This is a genomic window from Ruegeria sp. CDSA221, from assembly GCF_059611825.1.
Map to the genome: position 1 here is coordinate 100,495 of NZ_JBXWPK010000005.1, position 14,591 is coordinate 115,085.

Here is a 14,591-nt window from a genome sequence, read left to right on the forward strand (position 1 = left end):
ACCCATTTATGTCAGAACGTCACTAAATGCCAAGAGGGAGACGCAGCTATGACGGCCAGCTTAAAGATAAATGGGACGTCATATGAGGTCGATCTACCCGAGGATGTCCCCCTTTTATGGGTTCTGCGCGACGAGATCGGACTGACCGGCACCAAGTTTGGCTGCGGGGTTGCGGCATGCGGCGCCTGTACCGTTCATATAGACGGAGAAGCCGTGCGCTCTTGCCAGGTTGCCTTGTCCGATGTCTGGGGTGACGTCACCACAATCGAAGGTCTGGGCAGCCCGGACGCGATGGCCAAGATACAGCGGGCCTGGGTTGACCATCAGGTTGCGCAATGCGGTTATTGCCAATCGGGTCAGGTCATGCAAGCCGCCGCGCTATTGGCCGAGAACCCCAGCCCCACGGATCAGGACATAGACGATGCGATGCAGGGTAATCTGTGCCGCTGCGGCACCTATCCCCGTATCCGTGCCGCGATCCATGACGCAGCCTCCAGACTGAAGGAGGCATAAGCGATGGCTTCCGTAGGAAAAATTCTTCGCCGCACGTTTCTTATCGGCTCAGCCGCCATTGTTGGCGGCGTCGCGTTTGGCGCCTATTATGTCAGCCGCCCGGCAGCCAACCCGCTGAAGCCTGGTGATGGGGAAACCGCGCTTAGCCCGTTCATCCTGATTGATCAGCAGGGCGTAACCCTGTTCGCGCCACGTGCCGAGATGGGACAGGGCGTAATGACCACTTGGGTAGCCCTGATTGCCGAAGAGCTGGACATCGAACTGGACGATATCCGGGTCCTTCACGGGCCTGCGGCAGCCGCCTATTACAACTCGGCCATTTTGGGTGAGAGCCTGCCGAACAAGGGATATGACATCTCGAATTTCCAGCACAATCTGGCACAGTCGCTGGGCGTTCTGGGCAAGGTTGTCAGTCTGCAGGTCACAGGCGGCTCGACCTCGATGCGCGATGGGTTCGAACGCATGCGGGAAGCCGGGGCAACAGCCCGGGAAACGCTGAAACAAGCAGCGGCTGATCGTCTGGGCGTGGAGCGTGACCAGTTGAAGACCGAAAACGGCGCCGTGATCGCGCCGGACGGGACGCGCATTCCCTATACCGAACTGGCTGAGGCCGCCGGGCAGATCGAACCCATGCAGGTCGAGCTGCGCGATCCCTCAGACTGGCGTTTGCTGGGACAGAACCTGCCACGAGTCGACATGGTTGGCAAATCCACGGGAACGGCTGAGTTCGGCATTGACGTGCGCCCCGAAGGTCTGAAATTCGCCTCGGTCCGGATGAACCCGAAACTGGGCGGTGCGATGAACGGCTTTGACGCCAGCGCTGCGGAATCCATGCCCGGCGTGGAAAAGGTGGTCGATCTGGGCAACGGCGTGGCCGTTATTGCCAATAACACCTGGCTGGCCATTCAAGCGGTTGAGGCAATAGACGTCGATTGGGCCGACGCCCCCTACCCGCCGGATACTGACGGTATATTCGCAAAAATTGCCGAGGCGTTTGACGACTCGCCAAATTCGACAATGCGCGACGATGGCGATGTTGAAACCTTGCCCGAAGGGGCCACCGAAATTACCGCTGAATATCAGGTACCCTATCTGGCGCATTCCACGATGGAGCCCATGAACGCCACCGCGCTGTTCACTGGTTCCAACCTCGAGCTGTGGTGTGGCAACCAGGCGCCGACCTTCCTTCTGACCCGCGCTGCAAACACGGCGAATCTGGATAAAGAAGCGGTCGAGATTCACACCACCTATCTTGGGGGCGGATTTGGTCGTCGCGGAGAACTGGATTTCATCGAAATCGCAACCAAAGTTGCCATGGCCATGCCCAATACTCCGGTCCAGACCACCTGGAGCCGCGAGGAGGACATGCGCCATGACTTCTACCGGCCCGGTGCACTGGCGCGGATGCGTGGCGCAGTCAAAGACGGCAAGGCGGTTTTGATCGACGCCAGAGTTGCATCGCAATCCTGCACGCAACAGGCCGTGGAACGCATATCGGGCTTGCCCGGCGCTGGCCCCGACAAGGTCCTGGTCGAAGGCCTGTTCAACCAGCCCTACGCCGTGCCCAACTATCGCGTCAGCGGCCACATCGCCGATCTGGATGTGCCTGTCGGGTTCTGGCGTTCGGTCGGCAATAGCCATAACGGGTTCTTCCACGAGACATTCATGGACGAGCTGGCCCTGGCCGCCGGTCGCGACCCGCTGGAGTTCCGTCTTGAGCTGGCCCAAACCGAGCACGCGCCTTCGGCAGCTGTCCTGCAAGCCGTCAAGGAAATGTCAGGTTGGACGGGTGATACGCCTGCCGGTGTTGGTCGTGGCGTAGCAATGACCTACAGCTTTGGCACCCCGGTAGCGCAGGTGATCGAGGTGGTCGATGAGGACGGCACCATTCGCATCGCAAAGGCGTGGATTGCCTGCGATGTGGGTCTTGCTTTGGATCCGGGAACGGTCGAAGCGCAGATGTTCGGTGGCATGATCTATGGCCTGTCAGCAGCCGTGATGGGTGAGATCACCTTCGCCAACGGTGAGGTCGAGCAATTTAACTTCCCCGACTATGACGCGCTGCGAATGCATAACGCCCCGGTGACCGAGGTTCGTATTCTGGAAACCAACCGCCATCTGGGTGGTGTGGGCGAGCCGGGAACGCCTCCGTCGATGCCAGCGCTTGGCAACGCCCTGTTCGACCTTACCGGCAAGCGCGCCCGCAGCTTGCCATTGATCAATCAATTCAATCTGCTGGTTTGATAGCAAAGCGCCGGTCCCTTCAATCAGGGCCGGCGCAGGGACTCAGGCGGTTTGTTTAACCAATCCCGATCGCACTCCTGCGGACCAGTCGCGTGCCGCATCGCCAAACGCCTCAAAAAGCGGCCGCGAGACAGGGTCATTGACCGCGTCCCATTCCGGGTGCCATTGCACCGACAGGGTGAAACCGGGCGCGTCCTGCACATAAATCGCCTCGGGCGTGCCGTCTGGTGCAGCGCCGTCAATCACAATGCGATGTCCAACAGTTTTGATCCCCTGCCCGTGCAGCGTGTTGGTCATCACCTCGGCAGCGCCCATCAACCGATGAAACACGCCCCCCTCGGTCAGGTTGACCACATGGCGCAGGGCAAATTTTTCTTCCAACGTGCCGTCGGGTGGCATCCGGTGGTTCATTCGCCCCGGCAAATTCCGGATTTCTGGATAAAGTGTTCCGCCCATGGCCACGTTGACCTCCTGAAAGCCGCGGCAGATGCCGAAAAAGGGCTGCCCTCTTTCGACACAGGCCCGCACCAAGGGTAACGTGATCGCATCGCGAGCCCGGTCGAAATCACCGTGCGCTTCGGTTGCGGGTTCGCCATATTCCTCAGGATGTACATTGGGGCGTCCTCCTGTCAGCAGGAAACCATCACAGACCTCAAGCAGTTCCTCGACACAGACATACCGCGGGTCGGCAGGGATCAGCATCGGCAAGCAACCCGAGACATTGGCCACGGCGTCCGAGTTCATCGTGCCGCCGGCATGAGTCGGATATTGATCGTTCATCAAATATGAATTGCCGATGATACCGACGACAGGTCGAGCCATTATTCTTTCCTAGTTCTTTCCGCACGTTCCGGGAAAGGTATCGACAGGGTCACAGGCGCGCAATAGCACATAGCCTGTGTGTCAGCGCAAGTCTCTGTTCACCCCTGCACAACAAGGGGCCTGATCGGACAACCGCCGAATAAGCCCTATTCGGTTTGCGCGCCGCTTGTGCCGCGTAAAGATCGGAGAGCCTTTGCCGGCTCTCCGAGTTCACCAAAGGTCAAACTTCGCCAGTCAGCCCGGCCGCTTCGATCCCGGCCATGGCAGCGATGGCGTCGTTATCCGACGTGTCGCCGGTCACACCGACTGCGCCGATTACGGCACCTTTTCGGTCACGCAGCAGAACACCGCCCGGAACCGGCACGACCTGACCGCCATAAACACCGTTTACGGCGGCCATGAAATAGGCCTGCGCCTCGGCGCGTTGCATCTGGGCTGTGCCCGCCATCCCCAGCATGACCGAGCCATAGGCCTTGCCCTGCGCAATCGCAAAACGACCAGGGGCAGCACCGTCTTCACGCTCAAACGCGATGACGTGGCCACCAGCATCAAGAACGATGACCGAGAGGGGTTTCAGCCCCAACTCGCGCCCTTTTTCAAGGGCTTTGCGGATAAGGGTACGGGCTTTGCGCAAAGAAATTACCATATTCGATCCAGTCATTTCTGTTGGGTTAAAGGCTGGCTTTCATCTCCAGACGGCGGGCGTGCAAGACAGGTTCAGTATAACCCGAGGGCTGAACACGGCCTTTGAAAACCAGATCACAGGCCGCTTGGAAGGCGATGCCGTCGAAACCGGGAGCCATTGGGCGATACGCCGGATCGTTATCATTCTGCCGATCGACCACTACGGCCATTTTCCGCATCGCGGCCATGACTTGCGCCTCATCGACAGTGCCATGATGCAGCCAGTTGGCCAAGGCCTGAGACGAAATCCGGCACGTGGCACGGTCTTCCATCAGGCCAACATCATTGATGTCCAGCACTTTCGAACAGCCAACGCCCTGATCGACCCAGCGAACCACATAGCCCAGGATGCCTTGCGCGTTGTTTTCGATCTCACGCGCAATCTCATCATCGCTGAGATTGCGGCCGCCCAGCAAAGGCACAGTCAGCAGATCATCCAGCGTACCACGTGCGCCACCGGCAGCCAATTCGTCCTGGCGCTCTAGGACGTTGACCTTATGGTAATGTGTTGCGTGCAGCGTCGCGGCAGTCGGCGACGGCACCCAGGCGCAAGTTGCGCCCGATTTCGGATGACCGGTCTTGGCGTCCAGCATGTCACCCATACGGTCGGGCATCGCCCACATGCCTTTGCCAATCTGTGCCTTGCCCTTCAAGCCACATGCCAGACCGATATCAACATTGCGATCTTCATAAGACGCAATCCACGGCGTGTTCTTGATGTCGCCCTTGGGCAGCATTGGTCCTGCCTCCATCGAAGTGTGGATTTCATCCCCGGTCCGGTCCAGAAAGCCGGTGTTGATGAAGGCCACGCGCGATTTGGCGGCGCGGATACATTCCTTGAGGTTCGCCGAGGTGCGGCGCTCTTCATCCATAATACCGAGCTTTACGGTATTCCGCGGCAGGCCGAGGATGTCTTCAACCATATCGAAAATTTCTACGGCAAAGGCAACCTCTTCAGGTCCGTGCATCTTGGGCTTTACCACGTAGACCGAACCAGTGACCGAGTTGCCGCCATCGCGCTGCAGGTCGTGCATCGCAATCAGAGTGGTGCACAGCGCGTCCATCAGACCTTCGCCGATCTCGCGCCCTTCGGCATCCAGAACGGCGGGGTTGGTCATCAGGTGCCCCACATTGCGGACCAGCATCAGCGACCGGCCCTTAAGAACACCAGCGCCACCGTCCGCCGCGGTAAAAGTCAGGTCATCGGACAGTTTGCGTGTAAAAGTCGTGCCGCCTTTGCAGACCTCTTCGGTCAGATCACCCTTCATCAGGCCCAGCCAGTTGCCATAGGCAACCACCTTGTCCTCGGCATCCACACAGGCGACTGAATCTTCGCAGTCCATGATCGTCGACAGCGCCGATTCAAGATGCACGTCAGCAATACCGGCCGGGTCGGTGGCGCCAATGGTGCTGGAAGCGTCAATCACGACTTTGACATGCAGACCGTTGTTCTTCAGCAGAACAAAGTCCGGGTTTTCAGCAGCACCGCCAAAACCCACAAACTGCGCTGCATCTGCCAGCGCGGGCACCAGAACCCCATTTTCAACGCGCAGTTCTGACATTTCAGCCCATGATCCGCTGGCCAGCGGGGCGGCATCGTCCAGAAACGCTTTGGCCCAAGCAATCACACGTGCTCCGCGCGCATCGTCATAACCACCACCAACGGGAAGATCGCCCATCGCGTCGGTGCCATAAAGCGCGTCATACAAGCTGCCCCAGCGCGCATTCGCAGCGTTCAGTGCAAAACGCGCATTGGTAATAGGAACCACCAGCTGAGGACCGGGAATCAACGCGATCTCGGGATCCACATTGTCAGTTTCGATCTGAAAATCCCCGCCTTCAGCCACCAAATAACCGATCTCGCGCAGGAAATCCTGATAGGCGGCAGCATTATGCGGCTGGCCATTGTTTTCCAGATGCCAGGCATCGACGCGCCCCTGGATATCGGCCCGCTTTGCCAAAAGTGTACGGTTCTTTGGGCCCAACTCGTGAACCATCTGCGCAAGCCCGTTCCAGAAGGTGTCAGCCGCAACGCCTGTTCCAGACAGAGCATGCCCTTCTATGAATTCGGTCAGAATCCCGTCGACCTTGAGTCCGCTCCGCACCTGTCTGCTGCTCATGCCACATTCCCTCGTATGTACGCCGTTGTATACAGGCCCCAATTAGGGCGGATATTTCCGATAGGCAACATGTCTTGGTCAGTTTGGGTCTTTGGTCGTCAGGCCACGTCGACATCGACAGATGCTTATCGCCTATTGAACAAGCTTACTTGCACCGCTTGCAGCCCATCGCAGCAACCCATAACGTCGCGCCTGATACCAACCCCCATTCGAGGCCACCGATGCGCGACGCAGCCCCCACGACGATCTATCTGAAAGACTACACTCCGTTTGGTTATCTGGTGGACAGCGTACATCTGACCTTTGATCTGGCCCCAAATGCGACCCGAGTGACTTCGCGCATCGCCTTCCGGCCCAATCCTGATGCCTTAGACCGTCAGTTTTTCCTGCATGGTGAGCAACTGAAACTGATCCGTGCTACTGTTGACGGGGTTGAGATCACTCCAGACGTCACAGAGACCGGCCTGACGGCGGTTGTTCCCGACGCGGCATTTGTCTGGGAAGCCGAGGTCGAAATCGACCCAGGCAATAACACTGCGCTTGAGGGGCTCTACATGTCGAACGGCATGTATTGCACCCAATGCGAGGCCGAGGGGTTTCGCAAGATCACCTTCTATCCCGACCGACCCGACGTGATGTCGATCTTCACCGTACGCATTATTGGCGCGTTGCCGGTTCTGCTCTCGAACGGCAACCCGACCGGCAAGGGGGATGGTTGGGCCGAATGGAATGACCCCTGGCCCAAACCCGCCTATCTGTTCGCCCTTGTCGCAGGCGACCTGATTACACATCCCGGTCAGTTCACAACCAAATCGGGCCGCGAGGTTGAACTGAACCTGTGGGTGCGCCCCGGCGATGAGGGAAAATGCGCCTTCGGTATGGAGGCGCTGAAGAAGTCGATGAAATGGGACGAGGACGTCTATGGCCGCGAATACGACCTGGATGTCTTTAACATCGTCGCCGTCGATGATTTCAACATGGGGGCGATGGAAAACAAGGGTCTGAACATTTTCAACTCGTCCGCCGTGCTGGCCAGCCCTGAGACATCCACCGATATGAATTTCGAACGGATCGAGGCGATCATCGCGCATGAGTATTTCCACAACTGGACTGGCAACCGCATCACCTGCCGCGACTGGTTTCAGCTGTGCTTGAAAGAGGGTCTGACGGTGTACCGCGATGCGCAGTTCACCTCGGACATGCGCTCGGCCCCGGTCAAACGTATCCACGATGCCATCGACCTGCGGGCGCGCCAATTCGCCGAGGATAACGGCCCGCTTTCACATCCGGTAAGGCCAGAGAGCTTTCAGGAGATCAACAACTTCTACACCGCGACGGTCTACGAAAAAGGCGCCGAGGTGATCGGCATGCTGAAACGTCTGGTAGGTGACGAGGCCTATGCGCAGGCGCTGGAGCTGTATTTTGATCGGCATGACGGTCAGGCCTGCACCATCGAGGACTGGATCAAGGTGTTTGAAGACACCACAGGTCGCGACCTGACCCAGTTCAAACGCTGGTACAGCCAGTCTGGCACCCCGCGCGTATCGGTGACCGAAGAATGGACTGATGGCATCTACACCTTAACGCTGAAACAGCGCACCGACCCGACCCCCGGACAGTCAGAAAAACTGCCGCAGGTTATCCCCGTTGCGGTCGGGCTGATCGGCGCGAACGGGGATGAAACCATGCCCACAACCATTCTGGAGTTCACGCAGGAAACCCAAAGCTTTGCTTTCGAATACACAGTAGAAGGCTGGCGCTTGCAGGGTTGCGAAGGACCGGAACGCGTGGCCGGTGCCAATCCGCCCAAACCCACGGCCTCAATCCTGCGCGATTTCTCGGCCCCTGTGATTCTGGAACATGACCAGAGCAGCGCTGAGCGGGCCTTTTTGCTGGCTCATGACAGCGACCCGTTCAACCGCTGGCAGGCGGGGCGATCTTTAGCCGAAGACACGCTGATCAAGATGATCTTGACGGATGCGGCACCGGAAACGGATTATCTCGATGGCATCCTCGCCGTATTGCGCGACAGCGATCTTGACCCGTCTTATCGCGCCTTGATGCTGGGGTTGCCGTCCCAATCTGAACTTGCTGCGATGATGCATGAACAGGGTGTCACGCCCGACCCGATGGCCATTTGGACCGCTGTTGAAACGCTGCGGCAGGTAACGGCCCAGCACGTTCAGGATCTGCTGCCCCGCCTGCACAGCGAAACCAGCATCGAAGCAGCCTTTAGCCCGGACGCAGAACAAGCCGGCCAGCGGGCTCTGGGTGGGGCCGCATTGGCGTTGACCTCACGGTTGGACGGGGGTGCAAAAGCGGCCGAGGATTATCAGCGCGCCGATAACATGACCCTTCAGCTTTCGGCTTTGTCCTGCCTGTTGCGTGCGGGCAAAGGGGAACAGGAACTGAACGCGTTTTATGACCGGTGGCAAGATGACCGGCTGGTGATGGACAAATGGTTCGGCCTGCAGGTGGCGATGTCAGCCCCGGCAGAGACAGCAGATATCGTAAGCCACCTGACCGGGCACCCGGATTTCAACTGGAAGAACCCGAACCGTTTCCGGGCTGTTCTGGGGGCGTTGGCGACGAATCACGCCGGTTTCCACCGTGCTGATGGAGCTGGTTATTCTCTGCTGGCGGACTGGCTGATCAAACTGGATCCGGTCAATCCGCAGACCACGGCGCGGATGTGTTCGGCATTCCAGACGTGGAAGCGCTATGACGCAGATCGCCAGGCCCTTATCCGCACCCAGCTGACCCGCATCGCCGAAACGCCAGACCTTTCACGGGACACGACCGAAATGGTGACGCGCATCCTGAACGCATGACCCCCTATTCCTATACACGGCATAACAGGTCACCGCAGGTCATCGCCATTCTGCTGTCGGTCTATTCCGCGCTGACTGTGTTGGTCATCGCCTTTGATGCCGTCTGGTGGCTGATTGGCCTGCTGGCCCTGTTCACCCTGCCCGCATTATGGGACTTTGCACAAAACACCCGTTCGGGGCTCCGGCTGGATCAGGATGGGCTGCGGTGGTTCTCGGGGCGGCGCGAGGCTGGCGTAAGATTGAGCGAAATCGACCATGTGCGTCTGGATACACGCTGGGATTTCTCGGTGCGCATGTCGCTGGTGCTGACCTCGGAAAAGCGGATTCGCCTGCCCGATGAGTCGACCCCTCCGCATAAGGAACTCGAGTCCCGCCTGAAAGAGGCTGGCCTAAAGGTTGAACGGCATCATTTCAGCCCATTTTGAAACGATCCCGAGCCTCAGGGCGCATTGACCGGAACAAAGCGACAATAAGACGGTTGTAGCTTGAATTTGAGCCAAATAGAGGCCAGTCTCTAAAGCTAGGTTACGATTTTTTTTGTTTCGAGTGTAAGCATGTTCCGGTTTCTGATGGCCCAAAAGGCCCGCGTTCCACATCCATCCTTGAAAATTGCGTCAGATTTCGACGCCGCCGATGCAGTGCTGGCCGCTGCTCTGCCAGATCAGGGTTCGGTAAATATCCCCGTCGCAAATGTCTCGGCCGATGAACTGATCGGTCAGGACGTCATCGAACTTGGCCGCGATCTGGCCCGTCAGGATCGGTGGGCAGACCTTTCTGCAAAGATGCTTGCCGCCGATGACGCGCGCGAAACTGCGCCCGATGGGATGCCAATCGCGGATTTGCTGGCATTCGGCGCTCGGTCCGATGTAGTGCTGGCGGTCGAACACGCTCTGTCCGATTATCGGGCATTGTCAGACTATGATCTTCTTGGCGGAATTTCTGAGCTTGAGGATGAAATGCGGGCGCATGAGGATGATCCGATGATCGCCCTTGTTGTGGCTATGGCGCATATTGACCTGGCCTGGGCGTGGCGCGGCACTGCGACAAACGCAGTTCTTCCCCCCTTGCACCGGTCTCGCTGCACCGCCCATTTCGACCGCGCGGCCGATATCCTGCCAAAATGCCGCGAAGCCGCGCCCAACAATGCGCTGGTTGCGGCTGTTGGCTGTGCTCTGCTGGCAGGTCAGCGCAAGTCCAATCTGCGCGTGGCTGATCAGTATGAACAGTTGATTACGTTGGACCCGCATAACCAACGCCATATGCGTGCAATGGGCACTCATCTGCTGCCACGCTGGTTCGGCAGCTATGAAGAGCTTGAGGTTCAGGCTCTGCGCAATGCAGCCCGTACCCATGACCTTTGGGGCGCCGGTGGCTACACGTGGGTCCAGTTTGATGCCATCGCCCTGGACGACGAAGCCTGCGCACGGCTGGATATCGAATATTTCCTGCAGGGTTTGCACGATATTCTGCGCAACCGCCCCGATCAGCAGATGGTCAATATGCTGGCTGCCTATTGTGCGATAACCATCCAGAACGGCCTTGGGGGGAATGAAAAGGCCGACGCGGTGCGCGCTCAGATCCACGACGCGGCCAACTGGCTGATCCGTGATCACCTGACCGAACTGCATCCGCTGATCTGGGCCCATGCGGCACAAGGGTTCAATAACTCGGTCCGCATCAACTCGCCCGAACGGTTTGCAGCCCGCGGGCACCGCGATGCGTTGCGGGCAATCGGTGACCTGTTTCGTGAGGAACTGCGCAGTGGCATGGATGTGACCTTTACTCCGACAGGGTTGCACCTGTCCGGACACTGATTCCCCCTTGCCCCTTTGGCGCGCCGGGCCTAATACGCAGGCTTAGACTTCTGCGGAAATGAGGCGCGCCATGCTCGACCTGACATACGAAATGCCTAAGCCCAAAACCATTGCCGGGGCCAAGCACGATTGGGAACTGGTAATCGGGATGGAGGTGCATGCGCAGGTCTCGTCCGATGCCAAGCTGTTCTCTGGCGCGTCGACCCAATTCGGGGCCGAGCCGAACTCGAACGTGGCCTTTGTGGACGCGGCAATGCCGGGAATGCTGCCGGTGATCAACGAATATTGCGTCGAACAGACCGTGCGCACCGGGTTGGGCCTGAAAGCCGATATCAACCTGAAATCGGCTTTTGACCGCAAGAATTATTTCTACCCCGACCTTCCGCAGGGTTATCAGATTTCCCAGCTTTATCAGCCTATTGTCGGCGAAGGTGAAGTTTTGGTCGAGATGGGCGACGGCACCGCGCGCATGGTGCGGATCGAACGCATCCATATGGAACAGGACGCGGGCAAATCAATCCACGACATGGACCCGCATATGTCCTTCGTCGACCTGAACCGAACCGGTGTTTGCCTGATGGAGATCGTCAGCCGCCCCGACATTCGCGGCCCGGAAGAGGCCGCCGCCTATATCGCCAAGTTGCGTCAGATCCTGCGCTATCTGGGCACCTGTGACGGCAACATGCAGAACGGCAATTTGCGGGCAGACGTGAACGTCTCGATCTGTTTGCCGGGGGCCTATGAAAAGTATCAGGAAACACAGGATTTCTCGCATCTGGGCACCCGTTGTGAGATCAAGAACATGAACTCGATGCGCTTCATCCAGCAAGCCATTGAGGTCGAAGCCCGCCGCCAGATCGCGATCGTCGAAGGTGGTGGCAAGGTCGATCAGGAAACCCGCCTGTATGACCCGGACAAGGGCGAGACGCGTTCGATGCGGTCCAAGGAAGAAGCGCATGACTATCGCTACTTCCCTGACCCTGACCTGCTGCCGCTAGAGATCGAGCAGGCCTGGGTTGACGACATCGCCGCCAACCTGCCCGAGCTGCCTGACGATAAAAAAGCGCGTTTTATCAGCACGTTCGGACTGACGGACTATGACGCATCGGTGCTGACTGCTGATGTTGAATCGGCTGCCTATTTCGAAGAGGTCGCGCAGGGTCGCAATGGCAAACTGGCTGCAAACTGGGTCATTAACGAACTGTTTGGCCGCCTGAAAAAGGAAGATCACGAGATCACCGACTCGCCGGTTTCACCTGCACAGCTTGGCGGCATCATCGACCTGATTTCCTCGGACGCGATCTCGGGCAAGATCGCCAAGGACCTGTTCGAAATCGTCTATACCGAAGGCGGAGATCCGGCGCAGATCGTCGAAGACCGCGGCATGAAGCAGGTGACGGACACGGGCGCGATCGAGGCCGCTTTGGACGAGATCATAGCCGCCAATCCGGCACAGGTCGAGAAGGCCAAGGTAAACCCGAAACTGGCCGGCTGGTTCGTTGGTCAGGTGATGAAGGCGACTGGTGGCAAGGCCAATCCCAAGGCCGTCAACGAGCTGATTGCCAAGAAACTGGGATCGTAGATCTTTCGGTTTTACTGATTTCGGCGGCGGGACTTTAGCCTTTGCGCAAAGTCCCGCCGCTTGTCATTTGTGGCACCAGGCCCGCACCAGCAGATGTGCCGGAATTCGCCCGCCGCGCTATGATGACTTTCCCATTGTGATCAACCTGCTAGATTACCCGGAACTTACAGGTAGGAATTCCGATGCCCCGCTACGAATACAAAGTTGTCCCTTCCCCCCAAAAGTCTGCCAAGACCAAGGGTGAAAAGTCAGCCGAGGGACGTTTCGCTGCTTCTATTGAACAAGTGCTAAACCAGATGGGGCAGGATGGCTGGGAATATCAACGCGCCGAGTTGTTGCCCAGCGAGGAACGCTCCGGCCTGACCGGCAGCACCGTGAACTGGCGCAATGTGCTGATATTCCGCCGTGAAATTGATGTGCCTGTTGCCCCGACACCTGGCCCGACCGAAACGAAGGATGGCGTTGCTCTTGCTCAACCTGTTCCTGGTCCCGATACCGTTCAGGCCCCGGCCCCCATTGCAGAACAGGCCAAAGAGCCGCCTTTGTCGCTGAAAGGTGCTGAAACAGAAAAATCGGAAGACGAAACTGCAGAGACTGAAGGTCAAAAAACCTGATTGCCCTAACCGGGCCTGTCAAAAAAAACGGCTGTCAGGAGTAGCGTTTTGAATCTCAGCTCGTGACGTCGCGAATTAGCGTGTCCCATTGGGCAAAGACCTGATCTGGGGACAGATCGGCCTTTAGCGTAGGTGACACCTTGGACATCTGCGCCCTGAGGTCGGGTTCATGGATCAGCTTCAGCACTGCCTGTTCCAAACCACTGACATCGTTGACGGGAACCAGATATCCGTTCCGTCCGTTTTGAATGAACTCTGACGGACCGTAATCGCAATCGAAAGACACGACCGGTATCCCGCTGACCGCCGCCTCAGCGACGACATTGTGAAACCCTTCGAACCGCGAGGTGGCTACCAGAATGTCCGCACGCTGCGCCCATTCTCCGACCTCGATCGTATTGCCGGGCAGCCGAGCAACCGACTGTAGCCCCAGATCATCGCGCAGTTTCTGCAGATTTTCCCGCTCGCTGCCCTCACCATAGATAATCAACCTGGTATCTGGAGCTTGGGAATGAATGCGCTGCATCGCCTGCAGCAGCATGTCGAACCCCTTTTGCCGAACGAGGCGGCCAACCGCGACCAGTTGCACACCCTGCCTCGTGCCAGAGGATTCAACTCGCTCAAAGGGGAGGATCGGGTTCGGAATAACCATCCCCTTCTTGCGCAAAGTGAAGGGAAGATCCGCCAATCCGCGATGTGTCAGCCCGACAACCTTTGCTGCCTTTATCCCCGCAATCCCTTGAAGCGGTGCCCAAAGGGGATGTGCGTCCTGTCGCAGCGGATTATTGCGTTCAGAAATGATAACGGGAATCCCGGTTCCAACGCTTGCCAGAAGAGTCTGAACATTCACCTTGGTCAGGAATGAGATTACAACGTCCGGTCGGAATTTCTTTATGACAGAGCGGATATGCGTAATACGTGACGCCTGTCCCGTCGCCTTTTCTGCAACGCTGAGTTCAACATCGAGATGCATCGGGAAATAGGGACCATCGGTCGGCATCTGAAAACCGGTAACGTGAACAGCACAACCGCGCCGGGCAAAATGCCCTGAAACCATGGCGATTACTTTCTCTGCCCCCCCAGGCCCAAATCCAGCCTGCACAAAAAGAACTCTCAAAACCAAATACCTGAAAAACATCCCGTCAATGGAGGGTAGATTAGGGCCCGCGTTCGAGCAACTGTTATGCATGGAATGTTTTCACATTCAGGCTGAATTTCCTGATTTGTTGCAATCAGTGCAAGAAACCGGTCGAAATCACCAAAACACCGAAAAATTACCGGCCGGCTTTCACCTATCCAACCCGCGACCCTGTACCAATCTCTGAACGATCACGGCAAAACCCGCGAATTGTCTTCTCTGCAGGGGT

General features: G+C 58.0%; 11 protein-coding genes. 7 read left to right on the top strand and 4 right to left on the bottom strand.

What is annotated here, in order from left to right; translation table 11 throughout:
• Positions 1 to 48 precede the first annotated feature (48 nt).
• The gene (locus AC2FJ5_RS09460; protein WP_496793201.1) at positions 49 to 513 is read left to right on the top strand and encodes a (2Fe-2S)-binding protein; all 465 of its coding nucleotides are present in this window, start codon (positions 49 to 51) and stop codon (positions 511 to 513) included.
• 3 nt (positions 514 to 516) lie between these two features.
• Complete coding sequence (locus AC2FJ5_RS09465; protein ID WP_496793202.1) at positions 517 to 2,757, top strand: xanthine dehydrogenase family protein molybdopterin-binding subunit; 2,241 nt, start codon at positions 517 to 519, stop codon at positions 2,755 to 2,757.
• Positions 2,758 to 2,799: 42 nt separating this feature from the next.
• On the opposite strand, the gene AC2FJ5_RS09470 is transcribed toward AC2FJ5_RS09465, so the two are convergent.
• The 3 genes from AC2FJ5_RS09470 to AC2FJ5_RS09480 form a co-directional block, all read right to left on the bottom strand.
• A complete protein-coding gene (locus AC2FJ5_RS09470; protein ID WP_496690873.1) occupies positions 2,800 to 3,579 on the bottom strand; it encodes a gamma-glutamyl-gamma-aminobutyrate hydrolase family protein in 780 nt (259 codons plus the stop codon).
• A gap of 220 nt (positions 3,580 to 3,799) precedes the next feature.
• Entirely contained in the window at positions 3,800 to 4,225 is a 426-nt protein-coding gene (locus AC2FJ5_RS09475; RefSeq protein WP_271950308.1) for a GlcG/HbpS family heme-binding protein, read from the bottom strand.
• Positions 4,226 to 4,250: 25 nt separating this feature from the next.
• On the bottom strand, positions 4,251 to 6,383 hold the full coding sequence (locus tag AC2FJ5_RS09480; protein ID WP_496793203.1) for a malate synthase G: 2,133 nt from the start codon (positions 6,381 to 6,383) through the stop codon (positions 4,251 to 4,253).
• Between the two features lie 221 nt (positions 6,384 to 6,604).
• Between AC2FJ5_RS09480 and pepN the strand changes: the two genes are divergently transcribed.
• From pepN to AC2FJ5_RS09505, 5 genes are all read left to right on the top strand, one after another.
• Positions 6,605 to 9,214: an aminopeptidase N gene (gene pepN, locus AC2FJ5_RS09485; RefSeq protein ID WP_496793205.1), complete on the top strand. Its 2,610-nt coding sequence runs from the start codon at positions 6,605 to 6,607 to the stop codon at positions 9,212 to 9,214.
• Complete coding sequence (locus AC2FJ5_RS09490) at positions 9,211 to 9,639, top strand: hypothetical protein (protein WP_496793206.1); 429 nt, start codon at positions 9,211 to 9,213, stop codon at positions 9,637 to 9,639. The genes pepN and AC2FJ5_RS09490 overlap by 4 nt, the downstream gene beginning before the upstream one ends.
• A gap of 177 nt (positions 9,640 to 9,816) precedes the next feature.
• Positions 9,817 to 11,028, top strand: a complete 1,212-nt coding sequence (locus AC2FJ5_RS09495; RefSeq protein WP_496793207.1) for a hypothetical protein — start codon at positions 9,817 to 9,819, stop codon at positions 11,026 to 11,028.
• A gap of 70 nt (positions 11,029 to 11,098) precedes the next feature.
• Entirely contained in the window at positions 11,099 to 12,610 is a 1,512-nt protein-coding gene (gatB, locus tag AC2FJ5_RS09500; protein ID WP_496793208.1) for an Asp-tRNA(Asn)/Glu-tRNA(Gln) amidotransferase subunit GatB, read from the top strand.
• A gap of 182 nt (positions 12,611 to 12,792) precedes the next feature.
• Positions 12,793 to 13,224: a DUF4177 domain-containing protein gene (locus tag AC2FJ5_RS09505; protein WP_281972785.1), complete on the top strand. Its 432-nt coding sequence runs from the start codon at positions 12,793 to 12,795 to the stop codon at positions 13,222 to 13,224.
• Between the two features lie 55 nt (positions 13,225 to 13,279).
• Here AC2FJ5_RS09505 and AC2FJ5_RS09510 read toward each other — a convergent pair whose 3' ends face one another.
• On the bottom strand, positions 13,280 to 14,413 hold the full coding sequence (locus AC2FJ5_RS09510; RefSeq protein ID WP_496793210.1) for a glycosyltransferase family 4 protein: 1,134 nt from the start codon (positions 14,411 to 14,413) through the stop codon (positions 13,280 to 13,282).
• Between the last annotated feature and the right edge of the window lie 178 nt (positions 14,414 to 14,591).